Genomic DNA, 18,258 nt, shown 5'->3' on the forward strand with positions numbered 1-18,258 from the left:
CGGCGGCTCAGGCAAAGGAGCATCCCTTTGGAGCCGCTGACATTGAGCGGCCGTCGCCCACGACAGTCAGCCAGAGTGACGGCAGCTTCATTGTTGCCGGCAACAGTTCGTCCAACTCGAGTTCCAACTCCAGCTCGAACTCATCGTCCAACAGCTCGTCGAATTCCAACTCGAATTCTTCAAGCAACTCGAACTCGAATTCATCGTCGAACGGTTCTTCCAATTCGAGTTCGAACAGCTCTTCCAACTCAAGCTCGAACGGCTCCGATCGTGGCTGGCGCGGTTGGCGGCGCTAACCGCTCATAACTCAAAAAGAGGGGCCGGATATGATCCGGCCCCTTTCATTTTACCGTATGGCTATTACCGGGCGGCGCGTGCCCATTTTCTATACCAGCCCTCGCCTGCAATTGTGTTGCGATAGACGGTTTCGCGATCGTTCGCTTCTTCGCCGCGCTCGGCACGAATTTCTGCCTTGAGTGCCGCATCTTCACGACGGAACGGGATGACCTGCACAAGTGGCGTTCCCTTCTCGATCGTGTACAAGCCATCTGGCGCAATGGCAAAAAACGGGAAATGTATGTGCGCCGTATAGGTATCTGTGTCGACGATGCCGGCGACGCACTCGAAAGGTTGCGATGGCCTGTTGAGTGGCGGCAGGAAAAGGCAGCTCCAGCCGGGTGGCGTGCGAATTGACCAATAATTGTGGAACTTGCAGGGAGGGCTGGGTTCCTTGGGATTGCCGGCGACCTGGTGGGCGCCGTGGTTGCTCACCATTGTTCGGTCGAATTCCCAGCCTGCATCCACTGCGCGGCCGTCATCCTTGATCTCAAGTCGCACTGTGGCCGCAAGAGGCAGGATCCAGCCGGTCATCATTGCGTCGAGGAAGGGCATACAACGCTTGACGGTAAGACCGTTATTGGTCGTGGATATCTGTCCGGAATCGATTGCCGGAAGTTTGCGGAACCATTCCGGCAGAACGGTTTTAGCCGCCACTGGCGGTGCGATAACGCCATGATCTTCCGGCCGGCAAAGAAACCGGACTGAGCGTGAGTTGTGAGAAAAATGAAACATCGATGTTCTCCGGTCGATTGACCGGGGAGAAACGGACCGGACCGGTGTTTATTCCCCGAAGCACTACAATTCGGGCCGGCCCAAGCAGCGTTTCAAACTGCCTTCATTCTCCGATCACCTCATATGTCTGCGGCGAAAGCACCGCGTTGATCTTGCGTCCACCATCCTATTGGCAGCGGGCCGTTGGCTGACGGGCGCTGGTATTTATCTCGTCGCAATCGACTTCATCGCCCGCGGCGACGGCTAGATCCCGGACTTCCTTGGTAAGGGCGTTCCACGCTGCATCTTATGCGACTTTCGAAGCACGGGTCGTGAACATCGAACCCGAAGGCGGCTTTGCTACCGACCCTGGAAGCCAGTTTCGCTCCCCAAGGAACAGCGATCAGCAGCGCCATAGAAGGTCTCGGTTGGGCCGCTTGCTGACCGATTGTTTCTGGAATGGAGGCGACAGAAGGCGGTCGCTCAACGCGGCCACACCTTGCGGAGACGGTCAGCATTCGGGATGCCGCCATGCTGTGCTACATCGAGACTCGCCGGCGTCGGCGACAACGGGTGGCAAGGCATGATGGACATCGAGAAGGACACCGCGAAGAGGATCATCGACGCGCTGGCGGTCGCCATCGACGGCAAGCCCTCTTCGGCGAAGAGTTTCAACCAATTCCCCTACGAAGACCTCGCCGACTACGGCAATTGGGGTCAGGACAACAATGACTCGAATAGGGACACGCCGCGCACGCGGGCGCTGTTCATCGCCTACCTCGTTTTCTCCGGCGGACGCATCCCGCTGCGCGGCATCGAGATGCACGGGACCTATTTCCGGCCGGATGTCTGGGTCGCGGGTGCGCTCGTCAAGAAGGGCTACCTGACCGTCGACGAGAGCGCGCAGGACTTCGTAGTCACGCAGGACGGCTGGGGCTTTGTCGCTGAAACGCTGGAACCCTTGGGAAGTAGCCGCCATGCAATACGCCCTGGTCGATAAAGAACGGCGCGAATCCTTTCCGGGCGGCAGGGGAGACTGTCCGACGTGCGGATCGGCGATGATTTCCAAGTGCGGTCCGCGCATCATGCATCACTGGGCGCATTTTGGCCGCAGGAACTGCGATCCATGGTGGGAGAACGAGACGCCGTGGCACCGTGAATGGAAGAACAGGTTTCCCGAGAAATGCAGGGAGATCTCTCATGTGGCGCCCGACGGGGAAATCCACCGCGCCGACATAAAGACCCCGTCCGGGATCGTTATCGAGGTGCAGCACTCGGCGATGACGGATGCGGAACGGCTATCGCGAGAAGCCTTCTACGGGAACCTGGTGTGGGTGGTCGACGGTAGCGTCTTCAAGCAGAACTTCGACGTCTATCACGAACTTCCGGCTCCGGAGTCCGAGCTGGGCCAGGACCTCGTGTGGGAGAAAGCCGAGCGGCACATGCACGGGACGATCGTCGGGATGTGCGTCCGGCTTTCCGAGTGCAGGCTCGAGAACCCGGAGGCGACGAAGGCGCGCGCCCGGGGCGGGACCTGGCTCTTCATGCACGAGATCAGGCAGCAGGTGATCGAATCCTATCGAGGGCATCATCAATACGACTGGGTCCGCCCGCGCCGGACATGGCTGGATGCGACCTGTCCGGTCTACATCGACCTCGGGGGTGACTTCATGGCCCGGCTCGAGACCTATGACGAGTCCCTCCTTCCGTGCATCTACTGGGTGTGCAAGCGCAGGTTCGTCCGCGACGTGATGGCGAAGGCCGACGCACGAGCCGTTGCGGTCAGGGTCTTGCCCATTCCGGCCACTTCCGACCGAACGTAGCCTCGAACGCGTCCGCGATCTGCTTCGGCAGCTCCTTCTCCACGATAGGTGCGTGGCATCCCCGATACCTTCTCCGTCGAAGAAATTACAGCCGGCACCGGCAAAAGGCGCTCGCTCTCTAATCGGGAACCAAGATCGCTATTCCCGCGAGCCGATCGACGAGGGCGGCCCTGTTGATTTGGACATCGAAGCGCCATTCGAGAAGGCGCACTCCGTGGTGCGCCAGCAGCATCCGCTTCTTCTCGTCCCGGGCTTTTGTGAGCGTCAAACCTTTCCCACCACCGAAAAGTCCTATCGGGTCATAGTACTGCTGTCCCTGATACTCGATGGCGAGGCGGAGCTCCGGCACGTGGATGTCGATCGATTGCATCCCGAGGAAGGCTGGTCGCCACTGATGGATGGCGGATGGCCAGATAGAGCGCACAAGGTCGAACAGTGCCACTTCGGAAATCCAGCCTTTCCCGATCTCCAGAATCGAGCGCTCGCGTCTGAACGACTCCTCGGCCGCGACCATGGCGGAGGCGAAAAATTCAGAAGCTCCCGTGTCGGCCACGCCGATGTTGATCGAGAAGATCCTGCCCCTCTGCCCCGAGGGCGTCGTAAAGCCGGCTCTGTAACGACGGTAGGCGGCCCAGTCGGAAGCAGGCGGCATCGGCGGCATCATCGTTGAACCAAAGTCGGGCTGCAGGCGCGTCATCTCCTCGAGGAGTGGTGGCTCCAGCGCGAACTGCGCGTCGAGATGGCCAAGGAACGCCTCGAATTCGTCCAGCAGCCGTCCCGCGATCAGGGAGCGCTCGACATGTTTGCGCGCGAGCAGCCGAATATCGTCGGCGCGAAGCGGGGTGTTCGTCAGGAACCGCAGATAGATCACCTCGTCAAAGGCCGGCTCTCGCTCATGCCCGGGGATGGCCTCCACCAACGCTAGCGCCTCGTGGAGCCGGTCCGACTCTGTGAGCTCGAGCACGCGTTGCCAAAGAGGGTCCGGATCCCAGGGTATGCCGGTGATGTCAGGAATATCCTCGGGGAGTCCCTTTCCATCCAATCCATGCCATTGATCGCCGAGCCCGCGGGCCTGCCAGCTATATCCCCTGGCCCTCTGGTTATCCTCCCAGATGCGCGCGATCGGCAGTACGGGATCAAGTGGGTTGGCGGTCCACGACTGCTCCTGCGGGATGCCCTCGGGCCTCATGACAAAGCCTATGTCGAACCCCGCAGCCGCATAGTCGCCTTGCGCGAGGTCGCCGATCGCCTCCACAAGCCGCTCGAAGAGCCGGACGTTGGCTTTCGGGACGCCGACGGATACGAGGACACGTCCCCGGTCGGAGGTCTGCTTGTAGACAGCGGGCGCATGCGTCGCGAGCTCTACAGCGCGTTGGCGCCTGATGCCTGGTCCTTTGAGAAAATGGATCCGATGCGTGATGTCGTCGGAAAAGTCTGGATAGGTTAGCGGGATCGCGGCAACCGCCTTTGGCACCCGCTTTTTCTGGATCGGCTCTAGGCCATATTCCAGGAGCAGCTCGCCACAAAGGGCTGACAGATGCGAGAAATGTGCGGCTGCGGCGCTATTTGCTGCCCTTTTCCTCGCCAGAGTCGCGTAGAGTTTCTGCCAGCGCGCCATCTCCTTGCAGTGGAATTCGCGGCTCCACCGATTGCCCAGCGTCACTTCGTACAGCTTCACACCTTCGCGGAAAGCGGCGATACCCGCGTCGCCGGTTTCGATCGGCGGCGCATTCGGCACGCCCATCCTCATCGGCGACAATTTACCTCTCCTATTCTGGTAAAGTGTCACGACTTACAGTCGCCTGCCTGAAAGCATCTTCCGGGCTAGCTTTGGTCGACATGCTCCTCCTCGTCGCCGTGATGACGAAGCATGTGTTTGAGCAGTGAGAGGCTTGACCGATAGCGGTTGGTGGCGCCCGGGTCGCTCGACACCACGACCAACGCGGACAGGTCGCTGAGTGCCGCCTTGGAGAAGATCATCCGGAGCGCATCGTCGGCCGAGTTAGCCCTGGGCGCGCAGACGGGGTTTGTCGCAGCGCGCAGCAGGTATGTCGCGAAATCGAGGCTGTCTTCCAGAACGTCCGTGGTCGTTGCATACGGTACGGTCTCCACGGGTTTGACGAGCTGGGGAAACGGCGTCGTCGCATCACCGAGATTTTCGTAGAAGATGTAGGCGGAAGCGCAGCTGTTGCTGGCGAGGATGGTCCGTTGCGCGCCCCGGGTGAAATTGGTTTGCGATACATCCGCGGTCGGACGTGCGTAACGCTTAGCCTGAAAGATGAGTGGAACGATGCGGCGCTCATCCGACTGCTTTCTTGCACCCGGCTGTACGGTGCTGCCATCGAAGTCCAGGATGAGGCCAAAGTCCCCGCCGGTGGACTGCTCGCCTCCTCCGATCTCGAGATCGATCTCGCTGATGGCAAGCACGGCACCCGTGCGGGTGATGGGCGCTGCGATCGCCTCCGACCAGACCTTTCCTTGAGCGGCGAGCGCCTCGAGAAGGTGGCCGGTCAGGCGAGCCTCCCGCTTGCTCGCTGTGCAACGCTCGAGCTGGAAGCCCGTCGCGGCATCGAGCGCCGTAAAGAAGAGCCACCAATCGGCCAGATCGCGATAGCAGGGAGGATGGACGAGGACGCGGTCGAGCAGCGCCTCCCAAGAGTCCAGTTTGGACGGATCTTCCTGGAGGAGGTAGATCATCGATGCGGTTCCGGCGTCGCCAAGCAATGCGCTTATGCCGCGAATGGCGACGCCCCTACGTTTGTCGGCAGCCGGGCAGGTGCCGGTAAATTCGTTCATGCCCCGGATCGTGGCGTCGTCCCCAAGCAATGACTGGGCCTTTTCGGTCGCGGCGGCGATCTCCCACCACTCCATGCCGAAGGTTCCGAGCAACGTCTGATCCTCCTTCGCCATAAAGTAACCCTGATTATCCTGTGTTCACCGAGGTCTCTAAACCGCGTCCGGCCCGGATACCATCGTCCGCGTCTTCAAACTGACATCGCGAAGGCGATGAAGATCGATGATCCGCTCGGATCTGGCGCACAATTTCCGTCGGCATGAACGCAGGCGAATGACCGCTTTCCGGAACTGGTTAAGGTTTGCCGAATGGCGAGATCGAGGCGCAAAAGCTGCGGGCCGCATCCCAGCTTTGCGAGGCAGCTTTTGGTTAGAACTTCCCGTTCCGCTCTGCAATTTCATGCGACTTTGAGCTCCACGCTTCGCGATTCAGCATGGTGACGATTCTCCTGGTCGCATTTCATTCGGCGGGCTCGGTTTCGGGGGCTGGAAGCGCATCGGGATGCAGCCGCAGATAGATCGCATCGCCCCGTCGTCCGATGGCCGCGCTAAGATCTTCCTTGGACAGCGTGGCTAGCGCTTCTCCCGACGTCACGCCCGCGTCTAAAAGTCCGCATATTTCACCGCGACGGAGAAACAGAGGGCGTCCGCTAAAGACGAGCCCTGCTTCCGGAAGTCCCTCCTCAAGCCGCCGAAGCACGACTTCGGTGCCGCTCCATTTCTCTGGATCCGGCACCACGATCTCGGCGATACGCCGAGCAGATTCCAGCAGGAAGCGAGTTCCATCGGCCATGCCTACCACATCGCCATGACGCACAGGAGCAAACGGATTGAGAGTATATGTGCGCTCGATCTCCGCCATCGGGACACCCCCTAGCCAGGCGTCGATAATCGCGGCGCGCTTGCAGCGTCCATAATAGGCGCGGTTGTCTTCTGCGTTATGGCGCAGGAGATCGGTGAGGTCATAGCCAAACCGTTCCACGGCTTCACTATGCCAGCGCGCCTCGCCACCGCGCATCTGTGGCGTATAATTTTCATCGCGTTCAGGCAGCGCTTGCAGGACCGCTAGGAGCGAAAGGCCGTTCTGGTCTGATGGCGACATCCGACGGACGAGCTCTACAAGGCGCATCGCCGATTCGAGCCGTAGCGGTGACTCTCCACACGCCTTTCCCAACATGGTCAGCGAAAGCATTCCGCCCTCATCCGCGACCAACTGGTCGCGGACCATGCGGTCAAGAAGGCGATCCAGGGTCGGCAGCATGGATGTGCCCAGCTTGGATTACGCAAGTTGGCCAGAAAGCCGCCGAAGGTGTTGCACACAAGATCGATCACGCCGTCACGCGGTACTTTGCGCACCTGCGCGAACAGCCGGATTACCCAGGTCGCCGGGTTGCGGGGATCGAACGATGACCGGATGGGCTCCGGTGGTGCCAGCACATAGTCCCTAAACTTCGCGTCGCGTTCGAACGAGGTGTCAGCAAGCGCGACGGCTTTGCCTTGTGTCTCATAGCCAAGCCGCCCTGCACGGCCAGCCATGTTCTTGAACTGTGCGACGGTGTAGGGTTTCAACTCAAAGGACAGTCTTCCATCTTTCTCGGACCTTCACCGACGGTCGACGGTCGAGAAGTTGTGACCCGATGGCGACCTTCGTTCTTCGTGCCGCGGATGACCGCTTAGCGCCGGATGTCGGCCGTAGAGGTCGGCTTTGCTGCTCCCGAAAGCAGACAGCCGCCATTATGCTGGAGATCGTGGTTGCCCGAGAAGCGATCAGCCAGCTAAATTTCCGCCTGACCCTACAATCCATCCGAGTGACAGCAGGCCCGTTGCCGCTGCCCAGCTGCCAAGGACTCGCTGCACCACGCGGAAGGAGAAGGCGGTATATGAGATGATCAGCGCGGAGACCAAAACGGTTACCGCCAGGACGGCGGCAACCGTGCCGATCAAGGCAACCCAATCGGCATCGGCATCGGCAGCCCGCAGTTCCACGCCGCTCTGAAAACCCAGCAAACCGCCGAAAACCGCCGCTGCGACCGCGGCAACAGTCGACGAGGTTTTCAGCTCGAGTGCTACGGATCCGCCAAGTAGGACAAGCGTACCGGCGTTGGCGATGGCGATGGCGAACGACCCGGTCATCTGGGAATGCACCCCGATAGCTCCAGCCAAAAACCAGGCAATCGGGGTGACGATTACCAGCAGTCGGCCAGCTTCTGCGCCTTGCGATGCTGCAAACAGGCTCAGCGTCACCAGCCCGACGAGGTCCATTGGGGTCAGCATGAGGTGCAGCGCGCCATCATAAAATGGCCCGAGCCCGGAATTGACGAGATGAGCATGCGATGGCGTGGGCGCGCAAAGCGCCACAGCCAGGAGAACGCCAGTAGCGCTTCGTCTCATGCAAAAGCGCCGATCAGAAAATACGTCCCACCGAGCAGAACACCGCCACCCAGGGCGCGTAGCGCGGTTCTACCCATTGGTAGCTTGTCTACGGCTCCTACCCCAATTCCCAGCGCGTGCAGCAGGCCCGTGGCGACAACGAAACCCAGGCTGTAGAGCACGGCGTCGGCGCGGGGTGAAAGTTCGGTTCCATGCGCGTGGCCGTGGAATAGCGCAAAGATCATCACCAGCGGGATTGCGACTGCCAAGCTCAGTCGCATGTTCGTGAGGATGAGAAGGCCGAGGACGATCGAGGAGACTGCGATGCCGATCTCGACCCAAGGCACAGGAATACCGAGCAGACCGAGCATCCCGCCCGCCGCCATGGCAATCGGGAATGCTATCGGAAGGATCCACAGCGCTGGTGGGCCGAGGAGCGCTCCCCATAGTCCCACTGCGATCATGGCCAGGATATGGTCCCATCCGCCGATCGGATGGCTCAATCCGGAGAAGAAGCCGCTGACCGCCTCTCCCTCCACATGAGCAAAGGCCGCTTCGGGAAACTGGACAACCGCCGCGCAGATGCCCGTTGCGAGCAGAAGACGGAAGACGTGAAGCTTTGCCATTGATCCCTCTTTCGGCTCTAGAACAGCATGAGCGTGCGCTCGATCGTCCAGAACGCCCCCAGCGATCCGACCAGATATCCGGGCGCATAGCTGGCCCACCTTGGCGGGTCGAACTGGAGGGCCCGCAATGCGCGATGAAGCAGCAGAATGAGCAGGACAAAGGCCAACTGGCCGATCTCCACCCCAATGTTGAACGCCAGCAGCGCCAAAGGAATGTCGCTGCTGGGCAATCCCACGGCGGTCAGTCCGCTGGCGAAGCCGAATCCGTGAAGAAGGCCGAAGGCGAAGGCCACGATCCAGGGATGGCGCAGCGTGAAGCTGGTCTGACCCCGCCACAGCCGCACGACTTCAACGCCCAGAAACAGGATCGAAAGCGCGATGGCGGCATTGAGCGGATCGGCGGGGACCCAAGCATAACCGAGCGTAGCGAGCCCCAGCGTAATGCTGTGGGCGACGGTGAAGGCGGTGATAGTCTTGATCAAAGAACGGGTCGAGCTCACGATGATCATCAGACCGACGACAAAGAGCAGATGATCGAAGCCCATCAGGATGTGCTCGATGCCCAGCGTGGTGTAGGTCTTGGCGAGCTGCCAGGCGGCCTGGCGGTCAGAAAGCTCAATCCACGGCTGCGCGGGCCTGACGAACTCAGTGGCTTTCCGGCCGTCGAGCCAGGATACCCGAACGAGAACATCGGTGATCGTCGCCTGCAAGCCCACGAAGTCGATGCGCTGACCGGCAAGTTCGCCGGGAGATTCAATCACGTTCCGTTCGATCACCGAGTCGGACAGTTCACGCTCCATCTGCTCGGTCACCGGCTTGATGCCATCGGAAAATTTCAGCAGGACGGGTAGCCGCATGCCGGACAGGATGGGTGTGCGCCAAAGCACGTTGAAGCGGTTTTGCCCGATCTGATCGATCTGGAGATAGGCGGGCCTGATCTCGTGCGCTGACACGCAGACGCACGCAGCAAGGAACGAGATTAGAAAGCCAAGCAGCAATACCCCAGTTCTACAGGATCCGCTGGCATGGCTCATTGCGAGACAGGTGCCAAAGGAAGGTTTGTCGGGTTCGGGCTCCTCAGGTCGCTGAGGTTGACCGTGTCGAGCGGAACCACGACCACCGTGTAGCGCGAACGCATCTCGCCTAGTGCGACGCGTTTAACCTCCTGATAGCGGGCATCGTGCCAGGCCGCTCTCACGTCGGTCTCCACCTCCTCGAAGGCAGGAGTTCGACCCGGTTCCATCGTGTCTATCCAGACGAGGTGCCAGCCGTAACCCGACTGAATTGGACCGCGCCACCCGGCAGGATCGAGCTTGAAAAGTTCTGCTGCAAACCCGGGGCCGAACTCCTTCAGCATCTGGTCAGGCGTGCTATTTCTGTAATAGGTGCGCAGGATGAACGGGTCGGCCAGCGCAGCGACCTCCGGAGAATCGGCGCGTTTGCCCGCAATAACCTGAAGCGCTGCCTCGGCACCACTGCGCGCGGCGGAGCCACGTCTGTCCGGAGAAAAATAGAGCTGCCGAAAGCTCGCGCGCGGTGGAAGCGCAAAGCGGTCAGAATTCTCGGAGAACCACTTGACCAGTTCCGCCTTCTCGGGCTCCTGCATGGCGGCGACATCGGCCGCCAGGAAATCCATCTTCTGCGCAACCCGACGTTTGATGATCTCGTCGTTGCGATCGAGGCCGAGGGCCATTCCCTCGCGGAACAGCACCTCTTCGGCGATCTTCTGATCGATAAGGCTCTGCAACTGATCCCGGGTCAGCGGCGGCCGCCCTTGCGCGAGCCACGCGACAACCATCTGGCGGACATCGTTTGCGCTGATCTCGATTTGCTGCCCTTCGACTGCAATCTCCGGTTCCTCGTTGAAGAGCCAGTTCGCGCCGAACAGGATCGCACCGGCAGCTAAGAAGTGGACGAGCGGCTCGCCAAGCAGCCCACGCCACCACTTCCCGGGACTCTCCTCGGTAGTCGTATACTGTGTCATTTTCGCTTCGGCAGGTTCTGACTGAGGCGTTACTTCGGTTCCCCCTCCAGAGCTTCCACCTCGTAATTTGCATAGCCGAACTCATTACTTCGCGCCGCCACGTATTTGTCACCGGAATGATAGACCGTCAGTTCGAACGGGGTGCCTTCTATGGTCGTGACGATATGCCCATCCTTGATCTCGTAACCTGCCGAAGAGTTGGAAACACTGTGCATCACCTGCAACAGATCGCCACCCTTCGCCTGAGAGCCGTCGAGTTCAGTGATGATGCGCTTGCCGTCCACACCGAACAGCACGTTCGCCGTCTGACCGGTCACGTTATTGCGAACCGTCAGATTCTTGCCGACGACGAGCTGCTTGAGATCATCGTCGCCAAGCGCCGTCGCTCCGTTCTTGAGCAGGTCCGCAACCGTCAAGCCGGACTCGGCCTTTGCGGCTTCTGCCTCCGTCGGCGTGTACCAGATCGGCGTGCTCCAAGCGCGCTCCTGGATCGTTGCGGGCGCGTTGCCGGGCGGAACTATGCCCAACTTTGCCGCGTCATAGGTGCTCCAGCGAGGGGTCGGTATCTGAAGGGCGCGCGCATAGTAAAATGCGTGCTGGCTGGCGTCGAATTCGGGATCGGTCCAGACGGCCTTCAGCTCCACGGCGCCAATGTCATTGGTGTAGGTCGCCTTGGTGATGTCGACCGTGCTGCCGACGGGCGGAAGTTCGCCCATGGCGGGATCGGGTTGACGTTCGCCAGACCAAGCGACGTCAAAGATCTTCTCGAATATCTGTCCGTCCTTGGTCCATCCCTTGATTATCTGGATACGATCGAGGTTTCCGTCGACCGGGTCCTTCATCGCCCAGACCACGAATGACGGCACCTTGCCTTCAGCCTGGGTGAGATCGCCGCCCATGGGAACGCCGCCCGCATAAGCGGTCTTCACCCAGTCCGGTTGCGACAGCATGCCCTTGTCGTAGCCCCATCCTCCGAAGAGACGCAGCTTGAGCCGCACCCCGCTAGTACCGAACACTTCTCGGCGCTGCATGGCGGCGAAGATGGATTCGCGCGTATTTTCCTCTGCCCACACACCGCCCAGGCCGGATGTGCCCGTTTGCAGGACATCCATGCCGGAAGCGACGACACCGGACAACCGGACCTCCGGTGTGGCGTCGACCAATGCATGGTCGCCAAAGTAGTCCGATTGCGAATAGGCCGTTGCCGTGTTGTGCGAGTCGCCAGCGCCTACAACGCCGAATTTGTACGGATTGTAGCCGCGCGTGTCCTGCATCGCCAATCCGTTCTGATAGGCCTGCCGGGTATAGCTTCCGTTCAGCTTCGAAAAGCTGTTATCGATGCCGATCAGATAGCTCATGATCTCAAAGCCTGCGAATTCGTCGTTAGGCGACAGATCGGGATGCGTTTCGGATGTACCCTTGACCTGCTTGATCTCGGTCAGCGGTTCGTTGGTCATCCGCTGTTGCGCCCAAGCCGCGTCTATCGGATTGCCCTTGCTGTCAACCTCGATCGGAAACATGATGCCGTTGGAGAGGTTTGCGTTGTGCGATATTGCCAGGGCTTCGTTGCCTGCCTTCCTCTGGCCATCCATCCAGTTCCAGAGATCCTCGGGATGGTCGGAATCGATCGCGCTGAACGGCGCTTCAGGAACTTTCGCGCAGTCCTTGAAGAACACGTTTCGATGCATATTCTGGCTTTGCGGCATCGACGTCCATTCATATGAGCAGAACGTCGTGAACTCGCCCGGTTTGTAATATTTGTCCGCGATCTCGTTATTCTGCTTCCAGACCGAGTTCATGATCGAGGGATCCAGCAGCTCTGTGATAGGCTGGCTGTGAGCTATGCTGCCGGCCAGCCACTGGAATATCTTTACTGCCGTATTGTCCTTTGTCACTTTGAGCTTTTGCGCGACTGGAAGCTTGCTGAGTGGCGAATTCGGATCGTTCGCCAGCCTCACGACTCCCACATATTCAGAGTGATCCGTGACCCCCTGAAAATCGAGCGGCGTCTTGATTTTGACGTCATAGCCGGCGGGATGCTTGATCGGCTGTCCCATCGAATACTGGTATGCCTCTTCTGGCCCGGTCACCGTGTTGCCGAGAATGTAGGCATCCAGCGACCAACTGGTATGCTGGTGGGTCTGCCCGAAATAGGCATTCCTGTCCTGGGCTTGCGCCGAACCAACTATCAGAACCGAAGCCACTGCCGAGGCGCTTGCCCGCACCATCGGTGACACAACGCAATTTGACAGTCCCCGCATCATCTCGCTCCTCCAAAAATCGACGTTCTTCGCGCTTTTCTATTTCCGCCGAGAAAATCTTCTACGATGCTAGTTTGGTTTGGCCGGTTGGTCTTGCCATTTCGTGCCACATCGTGCCGCCAGCCTCCTTCGACGCTGAGCAATATGTGCCTGATCATTGTTACAAGTCCGTCGGGAAGCGAGATGGTGCCGCTCCCGTCCAGCGCCTGAAGGCGCGCGTGAAATGCGCAGGGTCGCTGTAGCCGATCCTGTAGGCGATATCAGTCATTGTGTGCTCGCCTTCGGAGATCAGCCGCAGCGCCTCGCTGCGACGTGTCTCGTCAAGCAGGTCCTCGAAATCGATACCGCAATATTTGAGACGTCGCTGAAGGGTGCGCGCCGACATCCCCATTCTTTTTGCTATGGCTCTTAACTTGGGCTGCCGGTGATCCGAGAGCCGCTCGATCAGCAGGCCTGCCGCGTCAACCGCCGACCGCAGTGCTTCCGTCACCTTCGAAGCCTCGTCCGTTTGAACCCCGAGAGGCATGTCGAGCAACGCGCGATCAAATTCGATCATGTCGTGCTCGCATCCCATTTCGATGTTCGGCCCAAGGCATTCCTCGAGCGTATCGTCACCCCGCGACCTTGAGGTAGTGAGATGCACTCGTATCGCGGCGGGCTCGCCGGTCATCAGCGGCACCTTGCGCAGAACCGCAAGACTTCCGTAGATGAACTGCATGGGATCCATCTCGTACCGGCCTGTGAAGCGGTAGACGATTCGGGCAGTCCGGCCTTCCGTGATGAAGTGGACATTCGACCCCTGATGGAGCATCGAGACGTTGGTCGCAGCAAGCTCGCAGGCATGAGCCACGTCCACCGACCGCAGGATCGACTTCCCCCACATGCCGAGTGAACGCAGTTCGGTCATATGTCCGACATGCGCCCCGCCAAACGGATCCTGCGTTGCCGCCACCATTTCGTTGGCGATATGAAAGCATAGCGCGCGCGGCAGATAGACGTCCGGATCCTGAAAGATATTCGGGGAGATGCCAAGACGCTGGAAAAACTCGATCGAAGATATGCCTCGCTTTGCGAGATACGGCGCGACCTGCAGGAAACTTCTGATCTTGATCGAGGGCTCAGTGTTTAACATTCGAAATAACTTGGCATCAAATGGCAAGACGCAGTACGCGCACTATAGCAAGATGCGATAAACTTGAAAGACATGGGAAATCGAAATAATGAAGATGCGTTCCTTGATTTTCGCTGCGTATTTTGTCGTCGCTGGAGTGGTGCAATCAGCCGTGACTCACGCATGCGGCTTCGAAAATCCGCAGGCTATCGCATTGGGTACGCTCAATTTGAAATATCCCGATGCGGTCCATGTGCTCGCGGCAGTCTGGCGGGCCGAGGATGCAGGCTTCCTGATACCCCGGCGGGGTCGCGCCGATGGGGCGGGATCATTCGCCTTCTATCGTGCCGCCTCGGTGGTGAAGAAGCTCGGTGTCAACCTTGCTGACTCGCTCCCGGCAGAAACCGGCATGGCCATCTCGGTCGTCTTGATACCACAGGTCATGTGGACGCGCCTTGAGGTCGGCCCTGATGGTCTGACCGTGCAAAGCCATGCCGGGGGACCCCGGGATGGCGATCTTGTGATCGTAACTGAAGAGAAGGTCATTCGGGAACTGGTGGACCGGAAGCTGGATTCTGGGACCGCCGAAATAACCGGGCTGCTGCGTTTCTACGGAGACCCGGAAGAAATTGCGAACGTGCGGGCGGCCTTGGCAAAGACCGATCAAGCGGAACGGACGCCATCATTCGCGTTCGCTGGGAGATGAACCGTCGGCGGCAACCGGCGGGTGCAGTTCATCTTGGACTGGTGGAGTAGATCGCTCCGACGGTCGCTCGAAGAGGATGGGCCGGCTTTGTTGAAGAAAGAGATCTTGATGCGGCTAGCCTGCATCGAAGCCAAATGCGCCAACCTTTGAAACAGAAGTCATCTGGAGGCAGTAATGAGATGTCATATCGGTAAAGCTGGAATTTTAATCGCTCTGTTTCTGGCTTCCTTATCAGTCCAAAAGGCCTTCGCACAGGCTGAAGTCGAGGCAGACGCCGCCAAGGTTCTTGGCGCGATGTCGGAGTATCTTGGTTCGCTCGAACGCTTCTCAGTCGACTACGACTTGGAGACGGAGGTCGTGTCCTACGACGGGCAGAAGCTTCAGTTCGCAAGCTCGGGTGAAATAAAGGTGCAAAGGCCGAACAAGCTCCACGCCTCGCGCAAAGGCGCGATCGCCGATCTGGAACTGATCCTTGATGGCAGCGCGCTTACCCTCTACGGCAAAAAAGCGAATGCGTTCTTCCAACTGCCCGCCGCCACCATCGACCAAGCTGTCGATGCCCTTCGCAACGATGTTGGTTTCGATGCACCCGGAGCCGACCTTCTGTCCGAGAAGCCCTTGCAGCACGCTGAAACGGATACAGCCAGCGGCATGCATGTCGGCATGGCGTTTCTCGACGACGTTCAGGTCCACCATCTCGCTTTCCGAGGCAAGGAAGTCGACTGGCAGCTTTGGGTGACCGACGGCGAAAAACCTTTGCCGCTCAAATATGTCATCACCAGCAAGTGGGTTACAGCCTCTCCCGAATATTCCATCGAGTTCAGAAACTGGAACACCGCGCCGTCGATCGATGACTCCGGCTTCGTCTTCAAACCTTCAAAGGATGCCAAAAAGCTCGAGACGTTTTCCGTCGACGAGATCGGCGAAATCGACCTGACCAAGGAGTGACGGTGATGAGTCTTACGCTTCGCAAAGGCATGGTCCTTGCCCTGTCGCTATTGACTTTCCTTCAGGTCGATCCGGCGGCGGTCGTGACGAACCATTCATTGCTATCGGAAGCCAATGCAAGAATAGGGCGGCCTGCCACTCCGGGCAGCGTCGCTGGCGTGGCCCGCCGCACAACCCGGCGGACTGTTCGTCGGTCAGCAATCTACATAAGCGCGCTCCCTGCGGGCTGCGCACGGGTAACCGTCTACAGCACATTGGTTTGGCGATGCGGCGGGACCTACTATCAATCCTCCGGGTCAAGATACGTCGTCGTCTATGTGGACTAGCAGCCGCTCCCGAAACTCTCTCGAGCACGTTGGTTTGGCTTCCCTTGCTGGACGCGCCGAAAGAATTTTGGCGACTGTTGTCCTGCTCGCTCTTCTGGAGGGCTGCGCCAGCCGCCCGACCGGTGTCCTGTCGCCAGTAGCCGACACCTCGCCGTCCACCAGCAGGGTCGAGATGCTGGTCGCCACAACTCGCGGCCGGGCTTCGAAACCCGGCGAGATGTTCGCCGGGGAACGCGGAATGACACCGTCCTTCGCGGAGATCACCGTGTCGATTCCTCCAGACGATGTCCGCAAAGTCGGCGAGGTCGCTTGGCCAAAGAAACTGCCCTCGAATCCTACAACCGATTTCGCAACCCTGCGGGCTGAGGAAGTCTCTCGGGATAGGGCCGAAAATTGGCTCAAGACGTCCGTTTCACAGAGTTCGGATCGCAGCGTCCTTGTTTTCATCCACGGTTTCAATAACCGGTTCGAGGATTCGGTCTACCGTTTCGCCCAGATCGTTCACGATTCCGGGACGCGCAGCATTCCCGTGCTGGTCACCTGGCCCTCGCGGGGCAGTTTGCTTGCCTACGGCTACGACCGCGAAAGCACCAACTACACGCGCAACGCATTGGAGAACCTGTTTCAGTATCTGGCGCGCGATCCCGGCGTCAAAGAAGTTTCCGTCCTGGCCCACTCGATGGGAAACTGGCTGGCGCTAGAGTCTCTTCGGCAGATGGCGATCCGCAATGGCCGTCTCCCGCCCAAATTCAAGAACGTCATGCTGGCCGCGCCCGACGTCGATGTAGACGTTTTCCGGTCGCAGATCGCCGACATGGGAACCCCGCGCCCACAATTTACACTCTTCGTCTCGCGTGACGATCGGGCGTTAGCGGTATCGCGGCGGGTCTGGGGCGATGTGGCCCGGCTGGGTTCGATCGATCCGGAGCAGGAGCCATACAAGACCGAGCTCGCGGCCAACGACATCTCCGTCATCGATCTTACGAAGATCAAGACTGGAGATAGTCTCCACCACGGCAAGTTTGCTGAGTCCCCGGAGATTGTTCAGCTTATTGGAACGCGTCTGTCGGACGGTCAGGCGTTGACGGATAACCGGCTGGGCCTGGGCGACCATATCGTGACGGCCACGGCAGGCGTGGCGCATGCAGCCGGCACCGCGGCCGGGCTGGCGATTGCCGCCCCCGTCGCGGCGGTCGACCAGAACACACGGGACAACTTTGCCAACCACGTGGGAGTGCTGGGCGCAACTGTGCCTGGCGGGCCGGCAAGGGGCAGGCCGGGCAGCGTTGATTGCGGTTCCGCGAAAACCACCTCGACGAAGATATGTGACCGTTAGCGTGCGGACCAAGGGAAAACAATGCTGCAATTTCTGGAGGGAATTATGAAATTGGGAACGGCTTCTACTTTCGCATGCGTTGGCGGCCTCCTGCTTGCCGGTGGCGCCAAAGCTGCCGACGTGTATTCGCCGGTAACACCGGAAATCCGGCAGGTCGTGACCGAGCAGGGCCGGACGTTCTCGGTCGCCCCATATTTCTGGGCAGCGGGCATATCCGGGGATGTCGGGCAGTTCGGGCTGCCGCCGGTCGAGGTCGATGCGAGCTTCGGCAACATCTTCGACCACCTGGACTTTGGGGCCATGGCGATCGGCGAGGCACGCTACGATCGCTTCAGCATTTTCGGCGACATCATGTACACCAAGATCTCTGGCTCCACCGGAACGCCGAGAGGCATTCTTGCTTCAAGCGTCGAGGTATCCACGGAAACATTTGCCGGGTTGATCGGGGCCGGCTACGCGCTCCTAGAAGACATTTCCGGACGGCTTGAGGTCGTCGGCGGAGCCAGGGTGTGGTCGGTCGACACCGACATCTCCTTCAGCGGCGGCATTCTCAACGGCATCTCGCGAAGTGACGGTGCGTCCTGGGCGGATGCTGTGGCGGGACTTCGAGGAAATTACGCGATCACACCCGAAATCTATTTGACTGGGTGGGGCCTTGTTGGTGCCGGTGGAGCCGATATCGACTGGGACGTTGCCGGGGCGGTCGGCTACCGGTTCAACGACAAGATTTCGGCAGTCGCGGGCTACCGCGCCCTGGGTGTGGATTACAGCAACGACGACGGGTTCGTCTTCGATGTCGTCCAGCAGGGTCCGATTCTCGGAATGGTGGTGCGATTTTAGGGCGGCAAAGCGCCAGATCGCTGCGACTCCGCGTTTGCCTTTCGGCCGAGTTTGGTCGGGACTGGCCAATCGGTGAAGCGAGAC

At 59.8% G+C, this 18,258-nt stretch carries 18 protein-coding genes; 6 read left to right on the forward strand and 12 right to left on the reverse strand.

The features are described 5' to 3' along the window. Positions 1-7 precede the first annotated feature (7 nt). Both G6N74_RS28275 and G6N74_RS28280 read right to left on the reverse strand, forming a co-directional pair. Positions 8-247, reverse strand: coding sequence for a hypothetical protein (locus tag G6N74_RS28275; RefSeq protein WP_165121328.1), 240 nt, complete (start codon positions 245-247; stop codon positions 8-10). A 113-nt stretch (positions 248-360) separates the two neighbouring features. After that, positions 361-1,071, reverse strand: coding sequence for a DUF6065 family protein (locus G6N74_RS28280; RefSeq protein ID WP_165121329.1), 711 nt, complete (start codon positions 1,069-1,071; stop codon positions 361-363). A 562-nt stretch (positions 1,072-1,633) separates the two neighbouring features. Here G6N74_RS28280 and G6N74_RS28285 point away from each other — a divergent pair. Together G6N74_RS28285 and G6N74_RS28290 are read left to right on the forward strand one after the other, a co-directional pair. Further along, a complete protein-coding gene (locus G6N74_RS28285; protein WP_165121330.1) occupies positions 1,634-2,050 on the forward strand; it encodes a hypothetical protein in 417 nt (138 codons plus the stop codon). Continuing rightward, on the forward strand, positions 2,028-2,873 hold the full coding sequence (locus tag G6N74_RS28290; RefSeq protein WP_165121331.1) for a competence protein CoiA: 846 nt from the start codon (positions 2,028-2,030) through the stop codon (positions 2,871-2,873). The genes G6N74_RS28285 and G6N74_RS28290 overlap by 23 nt, the downstream gene beginning before the upstream one ends. Before the next feature lie 118 nt (positions 2,874-2,991). On the opposite strand, the gene G6N74_RS28295 is transcribed toward G6N74_RS28290, so the two are convergent. The 10 genes from G6N74_RS28295 to G6N74_RS28340 all read right to left on the reverse strand — a co-directional run bounded on the left by G6N74_RS28295 (position 2,992) and on the right by G6N74_RS28340 (position 14,039). After that, the gene (locus G6N74_RS28295) at positions 2,992-4,632 is read right to left on the reverse strand and encodes a hypothetical protein (RefSeq protein WP_165121332.1); all 1,641 of its coding nucleotides are present in this window, start codon (positions 4,630-4,632) and stop codon (positions 2,992-2,994) included. Between the two features lie 65 nt (positions 4,633-4,697). Continuing rightward, positions 4,698-5,783, reverse strand: coding sequence for a hypothetical protein (locus G6N74_RS28300; RefSeq protein WP_165121333.1), 1,086 nt, complete (start codon positions 5,781-5,783; stop codon positions 4,698-4,700). 343 nt (positions 5,784-6,126) lie between these two features. Then, positions 6,127-6,858, reverse strand: coding sequence for a hypothetical protein (locus G6N74_RS28305; RefSeq protein WP_165121334.1), 732 nt, complete (start codon positions 6,856-6,858; stop codon positions 6,127-6,129). After that, positions 6,846-7,235, reverse strand: a complete 390-nt coding sequence (locus G6N74_RS28310; protein WP_165121335.1) for a hypothetical protein — start codon at positions 7,233-7,235, stop codon at positions 6,846-6,848. The genes G6N74_RS28305 and G6N74_RS28310 overlap by 13 nt, the downstream gene beginning before the upstream one ends. A gap of 198 nt (positions 7,236-7,433) precedes the next feature. After that, positions 7,434-8,057 (reverse strand): HupE/UreJ family protein, encoded by a 624-nt coding sequence (locus G6N74_RS28315; RefSeq protein WP_165121336.1) that lies wholly within the window; start codon positions 8,055-8,057, stop codon positions 7,434-7,436. After that, positions 8,054-8,662 carry a HupE/UreJ family protein gene (locus G6N74_RS28320; RefSeq protein WP_165121337.1) on the reverse strand — a complete coding sequence of 203 codons (609 nt, stop codon included), beginning with the start codon at positions 8,660-8,662 and terminating at the stop codon, positions 8,054-8,056. The genes G6N74_RS28315 and G6N74_RS28320 overlap by 4 nt, the downstream gene beginning before the upstream one ends. A 17-nt stretch (positions 8,663-8,679) precedes the next feature. Further along, the gene (locus G6N74_RS28325; protein ID WP_165121338.1) at positions 8,680-9,696 is read right to left on the reverse strand and encodes a HupE/UreJ family protein; all 1,017 of its coding nucleotides are present in this window, start codon (positions 9,694-9,696) and stop codon (positions 8,680-8,682) included. Then, the gene (locus G6N74_RS28330; RefSeq protein ID WP_165121339.1) at positions 9,693-10,646 is read right to left on the reverse strand and encodes a peptidylprolyl isomerase; all 954 of its coding nucleotides are present in this window, start codon (positions 10,644-10,646) and stop codon (positions 9,693-9,695) included. Before G6N74_RS28330 ends, G6N74_RS28325 begins: the two co-directional genes overlap by 4 nt. Before the next feature lie 29 nt (positions 10,647-10,675). Then, positions 10,676-12,874 carry a DUF3604 domain-containing protein gene (locus tag G6N74_RS28335; protein WP_205826908.1) on the reverse strand — a complete coding sequence of 733 codons (2,199 nt, stop codon included), beginning with the start codon at positions 12,872-12,874 and terminating at the stop codon, positions 10,676-10,678. A gap of 193 nt (positions 12,875-13,067) precedes the next feature. Next, positions 13,068-14,039 (reverse strand): helix-turn-helix transcriptional regulator, encoded by a 972-nt coding sequence (locus tag G6N74_RS28340; RefSeq protein WP_165121341.1) that lies wholly within the window; start codon positions 14,037-14,039, stop codon positions 13,068-13,070. Between the two features lie 88 nt (positions 14,040-14,127). Between G6N74_RS28340 and G6N74_RS28345 the strand changes: the two genes are divergently transcribed. From G6N74_RS28345 to G6N74_RS28360, 4 genes are all read left to right on the forward strand, one after another. Continuing rightward, a complete protein-coding gene (locus tag G6N74_RS28345) occupies positions 14,128-14,724 on the forward strand; it encodes a hypothetical protein (RefSeq protein WP_165121342.1) in 597 nt (198 codons plus the stop codon). A 174-nt stretch (positions 14,725-14,898) separates the two neighbouring features. Further along, positions 14,899-15,672 carry a DUF2092 domain-containing protein gene (locus G6N74_RS28350; RefSeq protein ID WP_281354046.1) on the forward strand — a complete coding sequence of 258 codons (774 nt, stop codon included), beginning with the start codon at positions 14,899-14,901 and terminating at the stop codon, positions 15,670-15,672. Positions 15,673-16,065: 393 nt separating this feature from the next. Then, entirely contained in the window at positions 16,066-17,334 is a 1,269-nt protein-coding gene (locus G6N74_RS28355) for an alpha/beta hydrolase (protein WP_165121344.1), read from the forward strand. A 45-nt stretch (positions 17,335-17,379) separates the two neighbouring features. Next, on the forward strand, positions 17,380-18,174 hold the full coding sequence (locus G6N74_RS28360) for a hypothetical protein (RefSeq protein ID WP_165121345.1): 795 nt from the start codon (positions 17,380-17,382) through the stop codon (positions 18,172-18,174). Positions 18,175-18,258 lie beyond the last annotated feature (84 nt).

Origin of the sequence: Mesorhizobium zhangyense, assembly GCF_011045115.1 — a bacterium.
Lineage (GTDB): Bacteria > Pseudomonadota > Alphaproteobacteria > Rhizobiales > Rhizobiaceae > Mesorhizobium_M > Mesorhizobium_M zhangyense.